Origin of the sequence: Sphingobacterium chungjuense, assembly GCF_011316935.1 — a bacterium.
Classification (GTDB): Bacteria; Bacteroidota; Bacteroidia; order Sphingobacteriales; family Sphingobacteriaceae; genus Sphingobacterium; species Sphingobacterium chungjuense.
In genome coordinates this window covers 1-20,203 of sequence record NZ_WLYS01000006.1, presented here as the reverse complement: position 1 = coordinate 20,203, position 20,203 = coordinate 1, and the positions used below count along the sequence as shown (strand labels likewise).

Here is a 20,203-nt window from a genome sequence, read left to right as displayed (position 1 = left end):
TTAAGAAAAATATGATTTTATTTTGTCCATAAATACTTCTGGTGCACGGCAGGGTCTGTTCTTGGCCATGTCTACAAAAACGAGTAACGTTTTGCCGGTATTCAACAATACGCCTGCTTCGTTGAATAGCTCATATTCAAAGCAAATTCGCACATTAGGAAGCTCCCGAATGGTCGTCTTGATCGTGATCAGATCATCGTATTTGGCCGGTTGTAAGTATTTGGTTTGCATTTCGATCACAGGCATCATTACGCCCATGGCTTCGAGTTCTTTGTAAGAAATGCCTGTGCTGCGTAGCATATCAGTCCGTGCAACTTCGTAATATGTGGCGTAATTACCATAATACATGTAGCCCATCTGATCGGTCTCTGCGTATCGTACACGTATCTTGTTTTCGAATACAAACATATGGGCGAAGTTAAAATTAATATAGCAAAATGACAAAAAGCCCCTTTGCTATTGTGCTAACGCTTGATGTTTCTTTCGTCCAAAGCACGTTGAAACTTGCGCGCATTGACCAAATGCTCGGCCATAGTTGTGGCAAATAAATGATATCCGCTAAAGTCGTCCTTGGCGCACATATAGATATAATCGTGTTTTTTATAATCCAACACGGCATCTATCGCCACAATGCTTGGCATCATGATCGGTCCCGGTGGCAATCCTTTGAAACGATAGGTGTTGTACGGGTTATCGATGGTGAGGTGGCGGTTCAAGACACGACGGATGGTAAAGTCATTATTGGCAAATATCACGGTGGGATCGGCTTGCAATAGCATGCCGCGCTTTAAGCGGTTGATGTACAGACCGGCAATGGCGGGCATTTCATCGGTATGCATTGCTTCGCCTTTCACAATAGCTGCCAAGGTGCTCACTTCTTGCGTGGTCATGCCTAAGGCATCGGCTTTTGCTTTTCTATCTGCGTTCCAAAAATTCATATACTCTGTATGGAAACGAGCCATGATTTTCTGTGGATTCGTATTCCAATAGATTTCGTACGTGTTTGGAATAAACATCGAGAAAAAATTGTCGGAGGTAAAGCCGAATTTCTCCGCGGTCTTTTCATCCTGTAGTACTTGCAGGAATTCTAATGAATCGGCCTCGAAATGCTGTCCTAACAAGCCGGCAAAGTTTTCCTTTAATCGTACATTCTGGAATCTGAATTTCACCGCCTCCTGATAACCACCCCGCAAATTGCCGATCAAGCGACGGTTGTTCATTTCCGAATCTAAGCGATAACGGCCAGGATTGATGTTTTCTGGAAGATCCATGGCTTTGGCCATGTATTCAAAAAGTGTGTAATTGCGTACGATGTTTTCTTCTTTGATGCGTTGCATCACATCATCGTAAGTATCGTCACTGTGTACATAAAAGTATTCGGCATCGGTCTGCACGGTAGGCGCCAATACCGCTAAGTAGGCTATCCACGATACGATCAATGCGATAATAACGAATACGATTCCGACCGGAATCCATACGTTTCTTCTTTTTTTCTCTGGTTGAACTTCTTGCATGACAGGTGGAGCTATTCGGTTGTAGTAGGTACAACAGAGTTGGATAATTTGAGATGGATGGCAGAGCCCAATGGAATAAATTGCGCAGATATATCTGGCGTTTGTTCTACAACGGTTCCGTTTATCGTATCGCGTGATCCATCAGCAAAGCTGATGCTTCCAACCACTAAACCCAAACCACGTAAAGCAAATTCAGCTTCGCTGTACGGCAATCCGACCAATTCCGGAATGTTCACCTGGTCGTTGCCCCGACCATTTCCTAACACCAAATTAATGCGAGATCCTTTTGGAATCATTCGCCCTGCGGTAATTGGCTGACCGCCAAATGTGGCATCAAGCACCATATCACGTGCAATATCGTTGACATACGTCGTGTCACCTAATTTCAACGAATGATTTTTGATAATGGAAGTCGCCTCAATCAGGGTTTTATCGATCACCTCTGGAAAAGCAATCTCTGGAGCGGTTTGCGTGATAATAGTCAAGTAAATGGTTCTCCCACCTTTCACCGCTGATGCTGGTTCTGGGTCTTGCTCAATAACCATACCCGGACGCGCATCCAATTGATAGATGGAATCTACCTGATATTCTAATCCAACTTTGTCTAACAGTGCAATCGCTTCGCTAATGTGTAACCCTTTTAACACGGGAACTTCTTGACGATCACCATGTTTTGTGTAAATGCGCAGGCCAATATACGTCAGGATGAACAATACAATGATACCTACGATGGCGTAGATCAGATTTTTTCGAAAGGTATTAGTTCTTAGGTAGAGAAAGAATTTTGACATATAATGTATCTTGCTGTAATGCGTAATTTGCTGTTATGTAGTATTCGTAAAGTTGTTACTATTTCCCATTCACCGAAATACTCTTTTACAAATACCGTACAAATATATACATAAACCTGTCTTTTCGTATGTTCGAATTATAGACTCATCCATTTGTAAACAACTATATAACGCAATTAGCTTACAACGCGTAGCAATCTATGCTGGTTAAACCAAAAGCGCCGGTGGCTCGTTGTAGCATATTTTACTAGATATTTTTGTATTTTGTAACATGGTTAAGAACTGGCTGGAGATGCGAATACTGTGTAAAACGCTATTAACAATTATCTTTTCCGGTATCGGTGCTATGCATTTTTATTGGGCTTTTGGAGGTGTTTGGAGCAAGGAACTGGCGATTCCTACCACGTCCGACGGTGTTCCTCTATTGGATCCGGGATTCGGGGCATGCGTAGTGATCGGTTTATTTTTTGGTGCCTTGCTGCTACTTACTCATGTCGAGTTATCACGTGTTGTGCCCTTGTTGTATGAGAGGATTTTATGGGTCATCATTGCATTGATTTTTTTGGTGAGAGCAATGGGTGATTTTAAGTATGTCGGTCTTTTCAAGCATGTAAAGCAAACGGTCTTTGCGTACCATGATACACTTTATTACACGCCTTTGTGTCTGTTGGTGTTTTCCTTAATTGTGGTGAAGATCGCGGTGCGATAATGTGAAGAGTAATTATTTATATTTGTTGACCAAAAAATACTAGATCAGACAATATTATATGAGAACAAAAATAGCCCTAATTACGGGTGGATATACAGAGGAAGCAGCTGTCTCTTTTAAAAGCTCCGCGTTTGTACATTCCAAACTGGATGCCGAACGTTACGAGGTATATCCGATATCGATCATGCGCGATCAGTGGTTTTATGTGAACGATGCTGGTGTGAAATTCGATATTAATAGACATGATTTCTCGCTGGTGATCGACGATCATCAGATCACTTTTGATCTTGCTTTTATCGTTTTGCATGGTAGCCCAGGCGAAGATGGGAGGCTGCAAGGATATTTTGATATGATCGGACTGCCGTACACCAGTTGTGATGCCCTCACGTCTGCCTTGACAATGAACAAAGGCTATACAAAGGCAGTATTAGCCGGCATTGCGGATATACATTTGGCCGACTCGGTGCTGCTGTTTGCTGGAGATCGAAAAACTGCGACAGAGCAAGTAAAAGAAAAGTTATCCTTACCATTTTTTGTAAAACCCAATGCGGGAGGTAGCAGTATCGGGATGACGAAAGTAAAAACGATAGATGAATTGGATAGCGCCATAGCGAAAGCGTATGATGCGGCGCATACCGGACAGCAAGTACTAGTCGAAGAGTTTATTGAAGGTCGCGAGTTTTCGCGCGGTATCTTTCGAAATACCGATGGCGACTTAGTGGTATTGCCCGCTACGGAAGTGATCACGACTAGAGAATTCTTTGATTACGAAGCGAAGTACATTCCGGGGCTGACAGAAGAAATCACGCCGGCTGCTATTACCGAAGAACAAAACGCGCTTAGTGCCCGCATTATAAAGGATGTGTATCGTAAGTTGAATTGCCGTGGTATGGTACGGGTGGATTTCTTTCTACAAAAGGAGACGGGTCGTTTTTACTTTATTGAGATTAATACGACGCCTGGGCAGACGGCACAGAGTTTTATTCCACAGCAGGTACGGGCTTTTGGTATGACAGAAACAGCTTTTTATACCCAGATCATCGACAGCGCTTTGCAAGCGGCTAAAACAAATTCGGGAGAATAATAGTATATTTGAAGTAGTGATTACTAGTAATAAATTATGATTTTAGTAGCAGATAGTGGGTCGTCGAGTTCGGAATGGATGTTACATTTACCAGATAGTGATCCTTTGTCTTTTCGGACAAAAGGGTTGAATCCATATTTCGTAAGTGAGAAAGAGATTGCTCGTGTACTGGGTGAGGTGCCGGAAATCATTCCGTATATTTCAGAAGTACACGAAGTTTATTTTTTTGGTGCAGGATGTTCTACACCAGATAGACGTGAAATCGTATCCAATGCACTTTCTGCCATTTTTCCAGATGCCTTTATATCGGTTGAAACCGAATTGATGGGTACGGCATATGCTACATTAGGTACGCAAGAAGGCATTGTTTGCAATATCGGTACAGGATCAGACATGAGCTTTTTTGATGGCGAATATTTATCACCCAGTTTACATGGCAACGGCTATGTATTGGGCGATGAAGGCTCCGGTGCTTGGTTTGGAAAGCAATTAATTATGGATTTTCTCTATGGCAATATGCCTCGGGATGTTGCTAAGTTATTTGAGGAACAATATCGCTTAACCAAAGAGGTGGTCGTTAAGAACGTTTACCAAAAAGACCGACCGAATGCATACTTAGCTTCTTTTGTGCCATTTATGGATCAAAATAGATTAAATTCTTACATAGATACTTTGTTGCGTAATGGTTTCGATGAGTTCGTCCGGACTCATATCATGACCTATCCTAATTACGCAGAGCATGAATGTAATTTCGTCGGTCGAGTGGCTTTCCACTTCGATATGCAACTACGAGACGTCTGTGAGTTGCATGGTGTGAGGGTAGGGCGGATTTTGAAAAGCCCGATCAAGCCGCTTTATGAGTTTGTTATTCGTAGGGAAATGGATAACTCTTTAGCTGTTGGCAATTATGGAGCGGAATTTGAATAAAGTAATTTTTACATTTATATATTAAAGATATGTTACAGATGTTATTGGTTTTTACGATGCTTATGCCATTGAATAATGGTGTGTATGATTATAGCATCAAGACAATTGACGGAAAGGAAATCCAGCTTTCCTCTTTCAAAGGTAAAACATTGGTGTTGGTGAATACGGCTTCCAAGTGTGGATTTACGAAGCAGTACAAGGATTTGCAGGCATTGCATGAGCAGCATGGTGACCAATTGGTGATCATTGGCTTTCCATCGGATAACTTTGGCGGTCAGGAGCTGGATGAAAATGATGCTATCCAAGCTTTCTGCGAAGAGAACTACGGAGTTACATTTATCCTATCTGAGAAGGTAGATGTAAAAGGGGATAAGGCCACACCACTATTCAAGTATTTGACCTCCGCTCCTAATCCAGATTTTACGGGAGATATTAAATGGAATTTTGAGAAGTTTGTTATTAATGCAGACGGAAAATTGGTACATCGCTTTAGATCTGCCATAACTCCGTCGGACTCGGAATTTACGAAAGCGGTACTCGCTAGTAAATAAATACGCAGGTCCGTTTAGCTGTATTAAAAAGGCTCAATATCCAAGTGGATATTGAGCCTTTTTAATGGGATCGCTGCTAATTAGTTTGTGAGGTTGATTTATAAAATCAAAGCTCTACCTAGTTGGCAGATACTGGTGGAATTTCCACGCTGTCATACGTCCACTTAAGGATTAATTTAACAGCATCTTCAATTCGTTTCATGCCTTCCTCTGTCGTAAGGTCAATTTCGCAGAATAAGCTATCGGTATTTTTAGAATGTAATACCAAATAGTAGATACCTGCGACTAATATGCTTGTAACAGCACGCAAGTCTAATTTATCTGGTCCAATCTCTCTATCCGCAAATGCAAAAAACAAGGCGCTCATTTTTTCGCGCTCTTGCGTAACTTTAGACATGATCTCGCTATTTTCGCTTATCTGCCATAATACTACTTTTTGCATCTCCTGATTTTTGGCAAACTCTTTCATTTGGTTTGTCAATAGAGACTCCAAAAAGCCTTTAGAACCCTCTTTAGGGGACTGACCAAAGTATTCCATAGCGCCCACGGTCGCAGCCACCCAGTAATCCTTATCTTTGATATAGGTCTCCACCAGGTTCTCTACAGAACCAAAGTACAAGGTTACCAATTTGCGATCTACACCTGCTTTTCTAGAAATATTTGCAATAGTAAGTCCTGTGTAGCCCTTTTCTTCGAGAACTATTCCTACAGCTTGGACGAGTTTGCCCATTGTCCGCTCTTTGTCGTTTTTAACGCCGCGGTAAGTTTTTCTTTGTTGTTTAGCCATTATTACTTGTCTACCTATTCAAAACTAGTCATTTATATCCATATTCGAAAAGAAATAAACTCATTTAGCGTAATTTTTGCAAGCTAATTTTCTTTCCGATGTCTTCTAGCACATTTAATGTCTGATCTAAATGCGCTTTAGTATGCGTTGCCATCAAGCTGGTGCGTATTCTCGCATCTTTTTTCGCTACTCCGGGATAAACTATGCAGTTGGCATAAATTCCTGCTTGTAACATCATACGGGCAACCGTAGCTGTGCGATGTGGATCTCCGATCTTGATCGGGATGATTGGGGATGCACTCGTACCTATGTCAAGTCCAAGGCTTAATAACCCATTTCGGAAATAGGTAACATTTTCAGCGAGCTGTTTACGCCAATGCGGTTCTTCATCTATCAGATCTATGGCTTTTAGCAGGCCATAAGTAGCGGGAGTCGATGTAGAGGAAAAAACTTGTTGCCTTGATTGATAACGCAAATAATTAATAATATCAGGTGAAGCGATGATAAATCCACCGATATGTCCGAATGCTTTGCTCAGGGTGCCGGCAATAATATCAACATCTTCCAAAGCATCATATACCTCGATCGCACCACGTCCGGTTTCACCAAGTACGCCGATACCATGAGCATCATCCATCATTAAATACGCGCCATAAGATTTAACCAGTTCTTTGATCTCATCTAATTTTGCTAAGTCTCCATTTTGTGAATAAACGCCGTCAATGATGACCAAGCGCGTACGATGGGTATTTTTCGTGTCTGCTAATGCGCGTTCTAAATGCACCATACTGTTATGCGGGAAGCGTTTGGTATTGGTGTTTAATAATCCTTCGTATACACTGGCATGAACCTCCATATCCACAATGGCACAATCCTCCAGTTTTAATAGCGCTAATAAAGTAGCACTGTTGGCGGTGTATCCTGTTGTAAAGACTATACTACTGCCTTTTGGTTTGTTAAAAAAAGCAGATAATTTGTTTTCCAGCATGACATGGTACTCATGATGTCCGCCAATCAGCGGTGATGCGCCTGCGCCAGTTCCGTACTTCGTGATCCCGTCGATAGCGGCTTGCTTGACTTTAGGGTGCTGGGTGAAGTTTAGATAGTCATTTGATACTAGGCTTACGCAGGAGGTGGGTTCTTTTAGGAATGGTGAACTTACAATCACTTCCGGACCAGATCCACGTGTAATGAAGCGAAAGTTCATTTGCTCATTGCTTTCCATGTAATCTGTAAACTCTTTAAAAACTTTTGTGGTAGCGGCCAGATCGTGGTCAGGAATGTTTTCGAATTCCTTGAATGTGGCAGTTTCAAAGTTAATAATGCTCATAAAAATTGGTCTTGGAATGATCGTATTTACCGCAAAGTAGTCAAAATTTATTTCGCTTTAATGTGTTTAGTGTGAATTTTTTAGCATTTTTTTGCTATATATATTTGTGCTTAAGTGGGAAAATTAATTATTTATTAATAAATTAATGTTATAGGGTAAATTGCATTATTTTGTACAAAAAAAGCCTTCAGAATACCGTTGGATCATCTGAAGGCTATCAAAATTAATAAATAATGAACTTTGGACTCTAAGGTATAAAGCCTTACTCCATGGATATATGGGTAAGGCTTATAAGACCGTAATGGTTCTTAATTTTTGGATTTGGGAAGAAACTTAGTTCCCTATACCAGCGTCGGTCAAAATGACCTTAGCCACTAAAGGACCTGGTAGAGTTCCTGTTGTAAATACTGTAATTGTAACGCGTTCTCTAGCATAACGCACATCATATGTACGACCGTCTACAGTTCCCGGTATATTATGAAACTCTTGTATTCCAGATCCAGTTCTTGTGCCTATTGATACACTAACATGCCCGTCTTCAAATGCTGCCTGATCCAATTCAGGAATAGGTATACTTTGTTCATATTCATTTGGACGACCACTGATAGCTACCCAAGCGCTTCCGCCAGCCAAATCTTCGTAAAAACCTATGCCAGGTAGGAAGCTCTCATTGGTAATATACTCTTTTGTACAGGAGTTGAAGGATAGCATAGTAGCAGATGCTATCACTAAGGCTAATAGAATTCTTTTCATAATGAGTTATTTGTTTTAAATGTATTGCTAATGTTTATCTCTATATAGGTGTATGTGTTTTCGACTGTCAAAGTGCCTTGAGGGTTTAAGCACTTATAACAAAAATATTGCCATAAAAAAGGAGCGCTACCAATAGCGCTCCTTAAATCTATTTAAAGTTCTATTTTTTCTTATCCGGCTTGTCTGATTTGACATCGTCACCTTCCGGTGTGGCATTAGCTTTTGCCGATACAATGATTTCCGATTTCTCCTTGTCGAACTCCACCAAAATAGTGTCGCCACTTTTCAGATTGTCTTTTAGAATCTCTTCTGCGATAGGATCTTCTAAGTGTTTCTGGATAGCACGTTTTAACGGTCGTGCACCAAAGTTCGTGTCATAACCTTTCTCTGCAATGTAATTCTTTGCATCATCAGAAAGTTCAATCGTATGACCTAGATCAGAAATTCTTCCAAATAAGGCTCTTAGTTCGATATCAATAATTTTGAAGATATGCTCTTTGACCAATGAATTAAACACGATTACATCATCAATACGATTCAAGAACTCTGGTGCAAAGGCTCTCTTGAGCGCCGTTTCGATCACACCGCGAGAGTGTGAGTCAGCCTGATTTTCTTTTGCCGAGGTAGTAAAACCGACTCCTTGACCAAATTCTTTCAGTTGGCGTGCACCAATATTAGAAGTCATGATGATAATCGTATTGCGGAAATCAACCTTCCGACCTAAGCTATCCGTCAATTGACCTTCGTCTAATACTTGCAAGAGTAAATTGAAGACATCGGGGTGTGCTTTCTCAATCTCATCCAAGAGTACCACGGCGTACGGTTTGCGACGCACTTTCTCGGTCAATTGACCACCTTCTTCGTAGCCCACATATCCCGGAGGCGCACCCACTAATCTGGATACGGCGAATTTCTCCATGTACTCACTCATGTCTACTTGGATCAGCGCATCTTCCGTGTCAAACATAAAACGAGCTAGCTCTTTAGCCAATTCTGTTTTACCAACACCGGTAGGGCCTAAGAATACGAATGAACCAATTGGTTTCTTAGGATCTTTCAATCCGGCACGAGTACGTTGAATCGCTTTCACCAATTTCTGCACCGCTTCATCTTGGCCAATGATTCGACCTTTCATCGATTCGCCCATGTTGAGCAATTTCTGACTGTCGGTTTGGCTCACACGTTGCACCGGGATACCCGTCATCATCGCGACCACCTCAGCTACATTATCTTCCGTAACGGTATGGCGCGTTGTTTTGGTTTCTTCTTCCCAAGCGGCTTTTTCGCGTTCTAGCTCTTCGATCAGTTTTTTCTCGGTATCCCGCAGTTTTGCTGCTTCTTCGTATTTCTGACTACGCACCACTTTGTTTTTCTCGACTTTTACCTCTTCGATCTTCTCTTCGATGTCAATAATCGTTTGTGGTACGTGAATATTGGTCAAGTGCACGCGTGATCCGGCTTCGTCCAATGCATCAATAGCTTTATCTGGTAGAAAGCGATCTGTAATATAACGCGTGGTCAAAGTGACACAGGCATTAATCGCTTCTTCCGTATACACGACATTGTGATGCTCCTCGTATTTATCTTTAATACGATTTAAGATCTCAATCGTTTCGTCGTGACTAGCAGGTTCTACTGTTACCTTTTGGAAACGACGGTCTAATGCACCATCTTTCTCAATGTACTGACGGTACTCATCAAGCGTGGTGGCACCAATACATTGGATCTCTCCACGCGCCAATGCTGGCTTGAACATATTGGATGCGTCCAAAGAACCCGAGGCACCGCCTGCACCTACAATCGTGTGAATCTCATCGATAAACAAGATCACGTCCGGTGATTTTTCCAACTCATTCATCACCGCTTTCATGCGCTCTTCGAATTGGCCACGGTATTTTGTGCCCGCTACCAAAGATGCCAAATCCAGCGTGACGACGCGTTTGTTAAACAAAACGCGAGATACCTTGCGTTGTACGATGCGTAGTGCCAATCCTTCGGCGATAGCCGACTTACCAACACCTGGCTCACCGATCAGAATAGGATTGTTCTTTTTGCGGCGGGATAATATTTGAGATACGCGTTCGATCTCTTTCTCGCGTCCGACAATCGGATCCAATCTTCCTTCTTCTGCAGCTTTGGTGAGGTCGCGCCCGAAATTGTCCAACACCGGAGTTTTGGACTTAATGTCCGAAACCTTTTTTGGTTGTGCAAATTGTGCATCATCCTCCGCAAAATCATCGTCGCCCGGAGGCGTGCCCGCTGCTTCGCTGGTAATGTCAGGTTTGTTTTGAGCCAATTCATTTTTGAACTGCTCGTACGTAACCTGATGTTTATTCAATATTTGTGAGGCGATATTATCTTCGTCGCGCAATATCGCTAGCAATAAGTGTTCTGTTCCAATAATATCGCTTTTGAAGATTTTAGCTTCTAAATACGTGACTTTAAGAACTTTTTCTGCTTGCTTAGTTAGCGGTACACTGCTAATAGGTGTGCGGGACATCGAAGAACCTTTCACGGCATCTTCTATGGACTCACGCACGGCGGCCATGTCCAATCCAATGTTTTTCAAAACATGAATTGCTACACCATCCCCCTCACGTATCAATCCCAATAAAAGATGCTCCGTGCCGATATAATCATGACGAAGACGCAAGGCTTCCTCCCGACTATACGAGATCACATCCTTTACTCGTGGTGAAAATTTAGCTTCCATCTATAAACCTTTCTAATTATTTGTGCTATCGTAAATGTAAGTAAAATTACAAATAACCTTTACGTTAATGTTTCAATAAATTTATCAACAATCGCGCCACCGACCAAGGACGATCAAAATGGCAGTAATTGACTTCAAATCGCTATATTTGTCTGAAATAAGTTACAATTTTGCTATGTCAGACGAAAAAATAATCTTCTCGATGGCAGGGGTCTCTAAGGTCTTCCCACCATCTAAGAAAGTACTCAAAAATATCTATTTATCCTTCTTTTATGGTGCCAAAATCGGAGTAATCGGATTGAATGGTTCGGGTAAATCTTCGCTATTAAAAATCATCGCCGGATTGGACAAATCCATACAGGGTGAAGTGGTCTTTTCACCCGGATATTCGGTCGGATATTTGGAACAAGAACCGCAGTTGGATTTAGAAAAAACGGTTCGCCAGATAGTAGAAGAGGGGGTAGCGGAAACCGTAGCGGTGTTGGCAGAATACGAAGAAATCAACCAAAAATTTGGCCTTCCAGAAGTATATGAGAATGCCGATGAGATGGATAAATTGCTAGAACGCCAAGGGGTGCTGCAGGATAAGATTGATGCGAGCAACGCGTGGGAATTAGACAGCAAGTTAGAACGTGCGATGGATGCACTTCGCTGTCCTGATCCAGAAGCGGTAATTGCCAATTTGTCAGGAGGTGAGCGCCGTCGCGTGGCACTTTGTCGTTTATTGCTGCAAGAACCCGATGTTTTGTTACTCGATGAGCCGACCAACCACTTGGATGCCGAATCGATTGACTGGTTAGAACAGCATTTAAAGCAATATCAAGGAACAGTGATCGCCGTAACGCACGATCGCTATTTCTTAGATAATGTAGCGGGTTGGATTTTGGAGTTAGATCGTGGAGAAGGAATTCCGTGGAAAGGCAACTATTCGTCTTGGTTGGATCAGAAAGCCAAACGCTTAGCACAAGAAGAAAAGCAAGAAACCAAACGCCAGAAAACCTTGGAGCGCGAGCTGGAATGGGTACGTATGGCGCCTAAAGCGAGACATGCTAAATCAAAAGCACGTCTGCATAACTATGAAAAGCTGGCTTCGGAAGAAACGCAGGATCGCGAAGCGAAATTGGAATTATTCATTCCGCCAGGACCACGTTTGGGAAATGTGGTGATCGAAGCCGATCAGATTTCTAAATCGTATGGAGATCGTATTTTATTCGAAAACCTTAGTTTTTCACTTCCTCCGGCAGGAATCGTCGGTATTATTGGCCCCAATGGTGCTGGTAAAACCACGTTATTCCGATTAATTACCGGTCAGGAACAACCGGATACGGGTACGTTCAAAGTCGGTGAAACGGTTGCCCTGGGTTATGTAGATCAGATGCATCACGATCTGGATGCCGAAAAATCTGTTTGGGAAAACATCACCGATGGCAATGAAAACATCAATCTCGGTACGAAATCGGTCAATTCTCGCGCCTACGTTTCTAAATTTAATTTCAATGGCGCGGATCAGCAGAAAAAAGTAGGCGTGTTATCTGGTGGAGAGCGCAACCGCGTACATTTAGCCATTACCTTGAAAAAGGGATCTAATGTACTATTGCTGGATGAGCCGACGAACGATATTGATGTGAATACGCTACGCGCGCTAGAGGAAGGTTTAGAGAACTTTGGCGGCTGTGCGGTCGTCATCTCGCACGACCGTTGGTTTTTGGATCGTATCTGTACGCATATTTTAGCGTTCGAGGGCGATTCTCAAGTGTATTTCTTCGAAGGTAACTACACGGAGTACGAAGAAAACCGCAAAAAACGCCTAGGAGATATAGCGCCACAACGCATTAAATACAAAAAACTAGTGAAGTAATCTTTGCTTTGGATAACGCAAAACTATTAGAGGCCATTATCGTCCACGCTATCGATGGTATTATAACCATCGATAATCGTGGCGTGGTAGAATCAATCAATCCTTCCGCATTGGCTTTGTTTGGTTATCGTGCGGAAGAAGTCGTAGGACAAAACATCCGTATGCTGATGCCAGAGCCTGATCGCGGTAACCACGATTCATACATACAGAACTATGAACGTACGGGGCATGCCAAGATTATCGGTTTAGGACGCGAAGTGCTCGGCCGCAAGAAAGATGGTACCACGTTTCCTTTTCGCTTAGCGGTCAGTGAGGTGTTTTATCAGAATCGAAAGATATTTACCGGGTTTATCCACGATCTATCCAAGGAAAAGGCGGCCGAAGATAAACTCCGGCAGTATGCCGTGGAACTCGAAGAAAAAGTAAGCGACCGTACCAAAGACTTGATCAATCTGGTCTCGCAATTGGAAGAAGCAAAGCAAGAAGTGAGTATCTCTTTAGAGAAAGAGAAGGAACTGAGTCAGCTTAAATCTCGTTTTGTGTCTATGGCATCGCATGAATTTCGGACGCCGCTTAGTTCGGTGCAACTTTCTGCTTCGCTGATCGAAAAATACATGCAAAAGCCAGATCACGAAGCGGTAGCGAAGCACACGGCACGGATCAAAGGTTCGGTTCAATTGCTGAACACCATCCTCAATGACTTTCTCTCTTTAGAGAAGCTGGAAGCAGGTGTCGTGCGTGTAGAGAAGCAATTGATCAATCTGGTGCAGTTGGCCGAGGAAATCACTGAGGAGATGCAGTTGATCTGCAAAAAAAATCAGTTGATCGTGTACCAACACACGGGCTCTGAAGGTAGCTTTGACTTAGATCCACATCTGATAAAAAGTAGTATTATTAACCTGATATCCAATGCGATCAAGTATTCTGGAGAAGATACGTACATTGAGTTTTCTACCGAAATAAATGGACAATCTTGTGCCATCACCGTAAAAGATAATGGAATTGGAATTCCGCAGGAAGAGCAGCAGAGTTTGTTTGAACCCTTTTTCCGAGCGCATAATACGGGAAGTATTCCCGGTACGGGCTTGGGTCTGAACATCGTAAAGCGCTATGTAGAACTCATGGGGGGTAAGCTGAGCTACTGGTCTGAGTTGCACCGTGGCGCATCCTTTAGCATGACTTTTTCTGCAAGTAAAGCATAACATGGCATCACATAAGCAAAAGGTACTGATCATTGAAGATCATTTAGAAATCCGAGAAGGTACAGCAGAAATCTTGGAGCTCACCGACAATTACCAAGTGTTTACTGCTTCTCATGGTCGCGAAGGAGTGGATTTGGCCTTAGAGCAGGTGCCTGATATTATTCTTTGTGATATTATGATGCCTGAGTTGGATGGCTATGGTGTGCTTTATATGTTGGGGAAATATCCTACCACGAAAAACATTCCTTTTATCTTCCTGACGGCAAAGACCGAGCGATCCGATATCCGCAAGGCGATGGAAATGGGGGCGGATGATTATTTGACTAAACCGTTCGACGATATCGAATTGCTTAATGCCATCGAAGTGCGCCTGAAAAAGAGAAATCAACTTTCTGCGCATGCAACCAATGAGCCGAAGGAAGATATTGCGCAAGAAATTCTATTAGATCAGATGGTCGGGGAAGCACGCATTAAGCGTGTCAAGAAAAAACAACTGTTGTACGAAGCGGGTGATATACCTTACTTCATATACTATGTAATAAAAGGTAAAGTGCGCACCTTTTTGAGTTATGTGGATGGCCGAGAATTGTCGACTGCGATTATTACCGAACACCAACTTTTTGGCTACGAATCCCCTTTGCTCAACACGAGTTATAGTGACAATGCTGTTGCTCTTGAGGATGCCGAAGTAGCGCTGCTACCCAAAGAGGATTTCTTCGAGCTAATGTATAGGAAACCTGCATTGGCAGCGCAAGTGATCCGAATGCTTTCTGGAAATGTGCAAGCAAAGGAGAAGCAAATGTTGGGCTTCGCTTACGATACGGTGCGTAAGCGCGTCGCGAATGCGCTGATTGAGGTGGCCGAAAAATCTGCTCCGCAACAAGATCAATGTACCATCCGGATCTCTCGTGAGGATCTTGCGGCACTGGCCGGCACAGCCAATGAGACGATTAGTCGCATGCTGGCCGATTTCAAAGACGAGAAATTGATTCATAAAGAAGGCAATTCGATCGTCGTCAACTCGGTAGAAAAGCTTCATCGTATCAAACACTAAACTTTCCGAATCCGTTGCCAATAGGTGACGAAGATCATATTTTTTGCTGATGCAATACATGAGGCTGCCTACTCGTGTCCGGTATCTTTGTTCGTAGTTTTTTATCAACTGCAAACACCGAAGAAAGATATGAGAGTTATAGCATACAGTATATTAGAGCAGGAAAAGGAACTGCTTATCAAAGCCAATTCAAAAGTTCACGATTTTACGTTTATATCCAATCCATTGACTATGGATACTATGCACTTTGTGGAAGGCAAAGAGGTGATCGTCATATCGGAGCGTGATGTGTTGGATCAGCAAGCGTTGGTGAATCTGTACCATCTTGGTGTGAGAAGTGTCATTACGCGCACCACATCCACCGCGCATATCGATCTTTCGGCTGCGGGCATACTCCGAATGCATGTAGCCAATACACCATTTGACGACCAGACGCCTTACGGTATCGCTACGCAAGTCGTGCAAAATCTAACCAATTGGATGGTGGGCGGCTGCGCCGGAAAAGCCTGTCAATGCCGCATGGATTGCGCGAAAAAAGGTACTGATGCAGCACGGGAAGGAGGACAACCACATGTCCGATAATCTAAATGAGCTCATCGATAAATATAACGTCGCGACTCCGCGTTATACCTCTTATCCAACGGTGCCTTGCTGGAATGAGGCTAGTTTTAGTGCGGCGGGCTGGATCACTCAATTGCAGAAAAACTTTGGCCAAGATCCAGCGCAAGGCATTAGCGTCTATATACATCTGCCATTTTGTGAAAGCTTATGCACGTATTGCGGTTGCAATACCCGTATTACCAAAAATCATCAGGTGGAAGCGCCTTATATTAATGCCGTCATAAAAGAATGGCAAATGTATCGTACCATTTTAGGTAATCAGCCGTTACGTATCAAAGAAATTCACTTGGGCGGTGGTACGCCTACATTTTTTGCTCCAGAAAATTTACGTCAACTCATCGCTGCGGTCTTAGAAGGCAATACGCTCGATGCCAATCCTGCTTTCTCTTTCGAAGCACATCCAGCCAATACATCGGCAGAGCACCTTCAGGTGCTATATGATGTTGGATTTAGACGACTTAGTTTAGGTATTCAGGATTTTGATCCCGAAGTGCAGCGCGTAATTAATCGTAAGCAAAGCGTCGAGGATGTGAAAGTAGTGATGGAGCAAGCGCGCGCCATTGGCTACACATCCATCAATTTCGACTTGATTTATGGTTTGCCTTTGCAAACGCTACATTCGGTATTTGATACGATTACGGTTGCACTATCGATGAAGCCAGAGCGCATCTCCTTTTATAGCTATGCACATGTGCCTTGGATCAAGCCCGGTCAGCGGCATTTTAGTGAGAAGGATTTGCCGGTAGGCAAAGAAAAAATGGATTTATATAAACTCGGGAAAGGCATGATCGTCGAAGCAGGCTATAAAGAAGTCGGTATGGATCATTTTGCTTTGCCTGGTGACAGCTTGTTATTGGCATCAGAGAATGGCGCGTTGCATCGCAATTTTATGGGTTATACGGATAGCTATACACCGATCTTGATCGGTTTGGGGGTATCATCTATCAGTGATGCATGGTCGGCCTATGCACAAAATGTGAAAACGGTAGAGGAGTATTATCGACTACTGGATCAAAACGAATTGCCTGTTTTGCGCGGGCATGTATTATCGAAAGATGATGAGCAATCACGGCGGTATATTTTGGAGATGATGTGTCGCTACAAAGTGGTGTTAGATCCCAAAGATAGGAGCAAGAATGCGCAGATCATAAAACGTCTTCAATCCCTGCGAACTGATGGATTAGTACGTGTAAAGGATAATGTAGTGCGTGCTACACCATTGGGAAAAGCACTCATACGAAATGTGTGTACGGCATTTGATGAATATTTACACCAAGAAACGGATACTTTACCGGTTCGATTTAGTCAGGCCGTGTAGATCATTACCCTAAAACACATTCCCTATGTCTTCCGAATTACTCGTTGATCAAGCATGCTATCATTGTGGAGATAGTCTAGGTCCATCACCATACCTGCTCGACGGGCGACAATTCTGCTGTTTGGGTTGTCAGACCGTCTATCAAATTATGTACAACAATGGGATGGATAGTTATTATAAGTATAATACGCATCCAGGCAAATCGCAGCGTGATAATCATAACGTAGATCTAAGCTACTTAGACGAGCCCAAGATCATTGCGCAGCTGTTGGATTATATGGATGAGGAACGATCGATCATTACCTTTTATATTCCGGCCATTCACTGCAGTTCTTGTATCTGGCTTTTGGAACATCTCTATCGCATCAATAAAGGAATATCGCGCGGACAAGTCGATTTCATGAAAAAGCAGGTGAGCGTCGTTTTTGACCAGCATAACATTAGCTTGCGCGAACTGGTGATGTTATTGATTTCAATAGGATATGAACCAAAGATCACCTTGCAAGATGTGGTGCAGCAAAATAAAAAGGTGGATCAACGTGGGCTAATTGCAAAAATAGCGGTAGCAGGCTTTTGCTTTGGCAACTCGATGATGCTGAGCTTTCCAGATTATTTTGGCATGTCTGCCTTTGAAAAGGAGTTTTCCAATTACTTTGGTTATCTCAATTTACTACTAGCATTCCCCGTATTTCTGTACAGTGCATCCGGCTATTTCAGCTCTGCTTGGCACAGTCTGAGACGCGGTCGCTTGAATTTAGAGGTGCCATTAGCATTAGGGATTCTAGTACTTTTTCTGCGCACGGCATTTGAAGTGCTTATGCACACGGGACCCGGCTTTGCCGATACGTTGTGTAGTTTAGTCTTCTTTATTCTCATTGGTCGTTGGGTGCAGCAGCATACGTATCACCACCTGTCTTTCGAGCGTGATTATCGGTCTTACTTTCCGGTTGCGGTCACCGTGTTGAATAACGGCGCCGAACGGTCGATACCATTAGGGGAATTACAGGTGGGCGATCGAATCTGGATTAGACATCAGGAAATTATTCCGGCCGATGCTATCCTGTTGAAAGGAGAGGGGGCAGTCGACTTTAGTTTTGTTACCGGTGAATCCAAGGTGGTTCGCAAGGGTCTAGGGGAAATGATTTATGCCGGTGGCCGGCAAATGGGAGAGGCGATGGAACTCGAAGTGATGAAGCCTGTGTCTCAAAGCTACTTGACCAAATTGTGGAACAATGATCCGGACGAAGCCAAACCCAAAGAATACCGAACTTTCGTGGGCTTTATTAGCAAATATTTTACGATAGGTTTGGTGTCTATTGCTTTGTCGGCTTGGGGCTATTGGTGGTTCGTCGGGAATATGCACCACGCATGGGCGGCCTTGACTGCCGTACTGATCATCGCTTGTCCTTGTGCCTTAGCATTAAGCTCACCATTTACCTTGTCGGCAGCACTGAGCATCTTAGATAAAAATCGATTTTATGTGAAGAATGTAGGGGCGATAGAGCAAATGGCTGCCATTGATTGTTTGGTGTTTGATAAAACAGGGACCATTTCGTCACCCTCTTCTTCTCAGATGCGTTGGAAGGGGAAGCTAAATGATCAGGAATCCATAGCCCTTGCCTCTGTATGTCGGCATTCTTCGCATCCGCTTAGTCGACAGATCGTGCAATACCTAGGTCGGAAAAGTTATGAAGACGTAGGTGCTTTTGAGGAGATGGCCGGCCAAGGAATCACTGCAACCTGTGATGGGTTGCTATTGAAAGTGGGGAGCGCACGTCATGTCGGGATGAAAGTCAATGCCGAAGGCACGGTCGTATATGTACAGATTAACGGGGAGGTGAAAGGTGTATTTCAGGTCGAACAATCTTGGCGACCTAATCTTGGTGCTGTCTTGCATGATTTATCGAAGGAGTATAGCCTGCATTTGATTTCAGGGGATAATGATCGACATCGTGCAGAAATGAGGGTGCTTTTTCCAGATCGGGCTAGCTTAATATTCAATCAGCATCCGGCAGACAAGCTGCGAAGAATTGCCGATTGGCAGCAAGATGATCGTGTGGTGGCGATGATAGGCGATGGGTTGAACGATGCGGGCGCTTTGCGAAAGGCCGATATGGGTATCGCCGTCAGTGACGATATCAACAACTTTTCGCCGGGCTGTGACGCGATACTCGATGGGGCGCACTTTGACCGCCTGCCCAACTTCTTTCGCTTTGCCAAGGATGCGGTATGGGTGATCCGTTTGAGTTTTGGAATATCTATCTTATATAATGTAGTTGGTTTAAGCCTGGCGGTGCAAGGAGCGATGTCACCTTTGTTCGCGGCGATTTTGATGCCGCTGAGTACAGCAACGATTATTTCTTTTACCAGTTTGTCCATGCGTTGGTTTGGAAAGCGACGCAAACTGCTTTAATTTTTAGAGGCTATGGGTATTATTTTCTTATTAATTGGTTGTAGTGCTTTGGTAGCGATATTGTTTTTAGTCGCTTTTTTCTGGGCAAATAAAACAGGTCAGCATCAAGATACCGATACACCAGCATATCGTATACTCTTCGATGACGAGGTGGGGGAGAATCATTAGCAGATTTTATTCAAAAAAATCTCTCTCTTTTTAAGGCAGTTAGCTTTGCTAAAACATAAAAAGGGAAAAAAGGTTTTGGGAGTGTAAAAGTTTATTCTACCTTTGCACCACTCCGCAAGGGAGGAAGGATGTTGAGAGGATAGAAAAAGCGAGTTTACGGAGGCGTTAGCTGATAAAACGAGCGGATTCGGGAAGCGGAGATCACCAAAATTATTTTCAAAATAAATTTGGAAGATCAGAAAAGATTCCTACCTTTGCAATCCCAACCACAGAGGAAGGGAAGCAAAAAAAAGAAAGTCAAGTCCGAAAGGATAAGATATACAAGGCCAAAGCGCGATGCGGCGGCGAGAAAGTTCTTTAAAGAAATGATCATGATGCGTGGTGAGTAGTTTAGCTTTTGAATTTTAGAA

At 43.2% G+C, this 20,203-nt stretch carries 18 protein-coding genes; 11 read left to right on the top strand and 7 right to left on the bottom strand.

The annotated features are described in order from the left end of the window. Genes GKO22_RS13765 through GKO22_RS13755 form a run of 3 tightly spaced genes read right to left on the bottom strand, consistent with a single transcriptional unit; the run spans position 1 to position 2,305 of the window. A complete protein-coding gene (locus GKO22_RS13765) occupies positions 1–408 on the bottom strand; it encodes an acyl-CoA thioesterase (RefSeq protein ID WP_166336008.1) in 408 nt (135 codons plus the stop codon). A gap of 56 nt (positions 409–464) precedes the next feature. Further along, entirely contained in the window at positions 465–1,514 is a 1,050-nt protein-coding gene (gene mltG, locus GKO22_RS13760; protein ID WP_166336006.1) for an endolytic transglycosylase MltG, read from the bottom strand. 11 nt (positions 1,515–1,525) lie between these two features. Next, complete coding sequence (locus GKO22_RS13755; protein WP_166336004.1) at positions 1,526–2,305, bottom strand: PASTA domain-containing protein; 780 nt, start codon at positions 2,303–2,305, stop codon at positions 1,526–1,528. Between the two features lie 271 nt (positions 2,306–2,576). Here GKO22_RS13755 and GKO22_RS13750 point away from each other — a divergent pair, with 271 nt between their 5' ends. Genes GKO22_RS13750 through GKO22_RS13735 form a run of 4 tightly spaced genes read left to right on the top strand, consistent with a single transcriptional unit; the run spans position 2,577 to position 5,576 of the window. Continuing rightward, complete coding sequence (locus GKO22_RS13750; RefSeq protein ID WP_166336002.1) at positions 2,577–3,014, top strand: DUF3995 domain-containing protein; 438 nt, start codon at positions 2,577–2,579, stop codon at positions 3,012–3,014. A 58-nt stretch (positions 3,015–3,072) separates the two neighbouring features. Beyond that, a complete protein-coding gene (locus tag GKO22_RS13745; protein ID WP_166336000.1) occupies positions 3,073–4,098 on the top strand; it encodes a D-alanine--D-alanine ligase in 1,026 nt (341 codons plus the stop codon). A 36-nt stretch (positions 4,099–4,134) separates the two neighbouring features. Beyond that, on the top strand, positions 4,135–5,025 hold the full coding sequence (locus tag GKO22_RS13740) for an N-acetylglucosamine kinase (protein WP_166335998.1): 891 nt from the start codon (positions 4,135–4,137) through the stop codon (positions 5,023–5,025). A 29-nt stretch (positions 5,026–5,054) separates the two neighbouring features. Beyond that, positions 5,055–5,576: a glutathione peroxidase gene (locus GKO22_RS13735; RefSeq protein WP_166335996.1), complete on the top strand. Its 522-nt coding sequence runs from the start codon at positions 5,055–5,057 to the stop codon at positions 5,574–5,576. A 118-nt stretch (positions 5,577–5,694) separates the two neighbouring features. Here GKO22_RS13735 and GKO22_RS13730 read toward each other — a convergent pair whose 3' ends face one another. The 4 genes from GKO22_RS13730 to GKO22_RS13715 form a co-directional block, all read right to left on the bottom strand. Next, entirely contained in the window at positions 5,695–6,363 is a 669-nt protein-coding gene (locus tag GKO22_RS13730) for a TetR/AcrR family transcriptional regulator (protein ID WP_166335994.1), read from the bottom strand. A 64-nt stretch (positions 6,364–6,427) separates the two neighbouring features. After that, a complete protein-coding gene (locus tag GKO22_RS13725; protein WP_166335992.1) occupies positions 6,428–7,693 on the bottom strand; it encodes an aminotransferase class I/II-fold pyridoxal phosphate-dependent enzyme in 1,266 nt (421 codons plus the stop codon). Positions 7,694–8,026: 333 nt separating this feature from the next. Beyond that, entirely contained in the window at positions 8,027–8,446 is a 420-nt protein-coding gene (locus tag GKO22_RS13720) for a hypothetical protein (RefSeq protein WP_166335990.1), read from the bottom strand. A 160-nt stretch (positions 8,447–8,606) separates the two neighbouring features. Next, entirely contained in the window at positions 8,607–11,159 is a 2,553-nt protein-coding gene (locus GKO22_RS13715) for an ATP-dependent Clp protease ATP-binding subunit (protein ID WP_166335988.1), read from the bottom strand. A gap of 175 nt (positions 11,160–11,334) precedes the next feature. On the opposite strand from GKO22_RS13715, the gene ettA reads away from it, so the two are divergent. The 7 genes from ettA to ccoS all read left to right on the top strand — a co-directional run bounded on the left by ettA (position 11,335) and on the right by ccoS (position 19,793). Next, positions 11,335–13,017, top strand: coding sequence for an energy-dependent translational throttle protein EttA (gene ettA / locus GKO22_RS13710; protein WP_166335986.1), 1,683 nt, complete (start codon positions 11,335–11,337; stop codon positions 13,015–13,017). An 8-nt stretch (positions 13,018–13,025) separates the two neighbouring features. Then, positions 13,026–14,219, top strand: a complete 1,194-nt coding sequence (locus GKO22_RS13705; protein ID WP_166335984.1) for a PAS domain-containing sensor histidine kinase — start codon at positions 13,026–13,028, stop codon at positions 14,217–14,219. A gap of 1 nt (position 14,220) precedes the next feature. Further along, complete coding sequence (locus GKO22_RS13700) at positions 14,221–15,273, top strand: response regulator (RefSeq protein ID WP_166335982.1); 1,053 nt, start codon at positions 14,221–14,223, stop codon at positions 15,271–15,273. A 129-nt stretch (positions 15,274–15,402) separates the two neighbouring features. Beyond that, positions 15,403–15,855: a Rossmann-fold NAD(P)-binding domain-containing protein gene (locus GKO22_RS13695; protein ID WP_166335980.1), complete on the top strand. Its 453-nt coding sequence runs from the start codon at positions 15,403–15,405 to the stop codon at positions 15,853–15,855. Further along, on the top strand, positions 15,818–17,212 hold the full coding sequence (hemN, locus tag GKO22_RS13690; protein ID WP_240920314.1) for an oxygen-independent coproporphyrinogen III oxidase: 1,395 nt from the start codon (positions 15,818–15,820) through the stop codon (positions 17,210–17,212). The genes GKO22_RS13695 and hemN overlap by 38 nt, the downstream gene beginning before the upstream one ends. 25 nt (positions 17,213–17,237) lie before the next feature. Continuing rightward, positions 17,238–19,625: a heavy metal translocating P-type ATPase gene (locus GKO22_RS13685; RefSeq protein WP_166335978.1), complete on the top strand. Its 2,388-nt coding sequence runs from the start codon at positions 17,238–17,240 to the stop codon at positions 19,623–19,625. Between the two features lie 12 nt (positions 19,626–19,637). Beyond that, a complete protein-coding gene (gene ccoS, locus GKO22_RS13680) occupies positions 19,638–19,793 on the top strand; it encodes a cbb3-type cytochrome oxidase assembly protein CcoS (protein WP_166335976.1) in 156 nt (51 codons plus the stop codon). The last annotated feature ends 410 nt before the right edge of the window (positions 19,794–20,203 follow it).

Bases quoted from the DNA above. Each gene is read 5' to 3' on its own strand.
- hemN (WP_240920314.1), top strand. From the start codon at position 15,818: ATGCAGCACGGGAAGGAGGACAACCACATGTCCGATAATCTAAATGAG.
- GKO22_RS13735 (WP_166335996.1), top strand. From the start codon at position 5,055: ATGTTACAGATGTTATTGGTTTTTACGATGCTTATGCCATTGAATAAT.
- ccoS (WP_166335976.1), top strand. From the start codon at position 19,638: ATGGGTATTATTTTCTTATTAATTGGTTGTAGTGCTTTGGTAGCGATA.
- GKO22_RS13715 (WP_166335988.1), bottom strand. From the start codon at position 11,159: ATGGAAGCTAAATTTTCACCACGAGTAAAGGATGTGATCTCGTATAGT.
- GKO22_RS13765 (WP_166336008.1), bottom strand. From the start codon at position 408: ATGTTTGTATTCGAAAACAAGATACGTGTACGATACGCAGAGACCGAT.
- GKO22_RS13725 (WP_166335992.1), bottom strand. From the start codon at position 7,693: ATGAGCATTATTAACTTTGAAACTGCCACATTCAAGGAATTCGAAAAC.
- GKO22_RS13695 (WP_166335980.1), top strand. From the start codon at position 15,403: ATGAGAGTTATAGCATACAGTATATTAGAGCAGGAAAAGGAACTGCTT.
- GKO22_RS13755 (WP_166336004.1), bottom strand. From the start codon at position 2,305: ATGTCAAAATTCTTTCTCTACCTAAGAACTAATACCTTTCGAAAAAAT.
- GKO22_RS13730 (WP_166335994.1), bottom strand. From the start codon at position 6,363: ATGGCTAAACAACAAAGAAAAACTTACCGCGGCGTTAAAAACGACAAA.
- mltG (WP_166336006.1), bottom strand. From the start codon at position 1,514: ATGCAAGAAGTTCAACCAGAGAAAAAAAGAAGAAACGTATGGATTCCG.
- GKO22_RS13740 (WP_166335998.1), top strand. From the start codon at position 4,135: ATGATTTTAGTAGCAGATAGTGGGTCGTCGAGTTCGGAATGGATGTTA.
- GKO22_RS13750 (WP_166336002.1), top strand. From the start codon at position 2,577: ATGGTTAAGAACTGGCTGGAGATGCGAATACTGTGTAAAACGCTATTA.
- GKO22_RS13700 (WP_166335982.1), top strand. From the start codon at position 14,221: ATGGCATCACATAAGCAAAAGGTACTGATCATTGAAGATCATTTAGAA.
- GKO22_RS13720 (WP_166335990.1), bottom strand. From the start codon at position 8,446: ATGAAAAGAATTCTATTAGCCTTAGTGATAGCATCTGCTACTATGCTA.
- ettA (WP_166335986.1), top strand. From the start codon at position 11,335: ATGTCAGACGAAAAAATAATCTTCTCGATGGCAGGGGTCTCTAAGGTC.
- GKO22_RS13685 (WP_166335978.1), top strand. From the start codon at position 17,238: ATGTCTTCCGAATTACTCGTTGATCAAGCATGCTATCATTGTGGAGAT.
- GKO22_RS13745 (WP_166336000.1), top strand. From the start codon at position 3,073: ATGAGAACAAAAATAGCCCTAATTACGGGTGGATATACAGAGGAAGCA.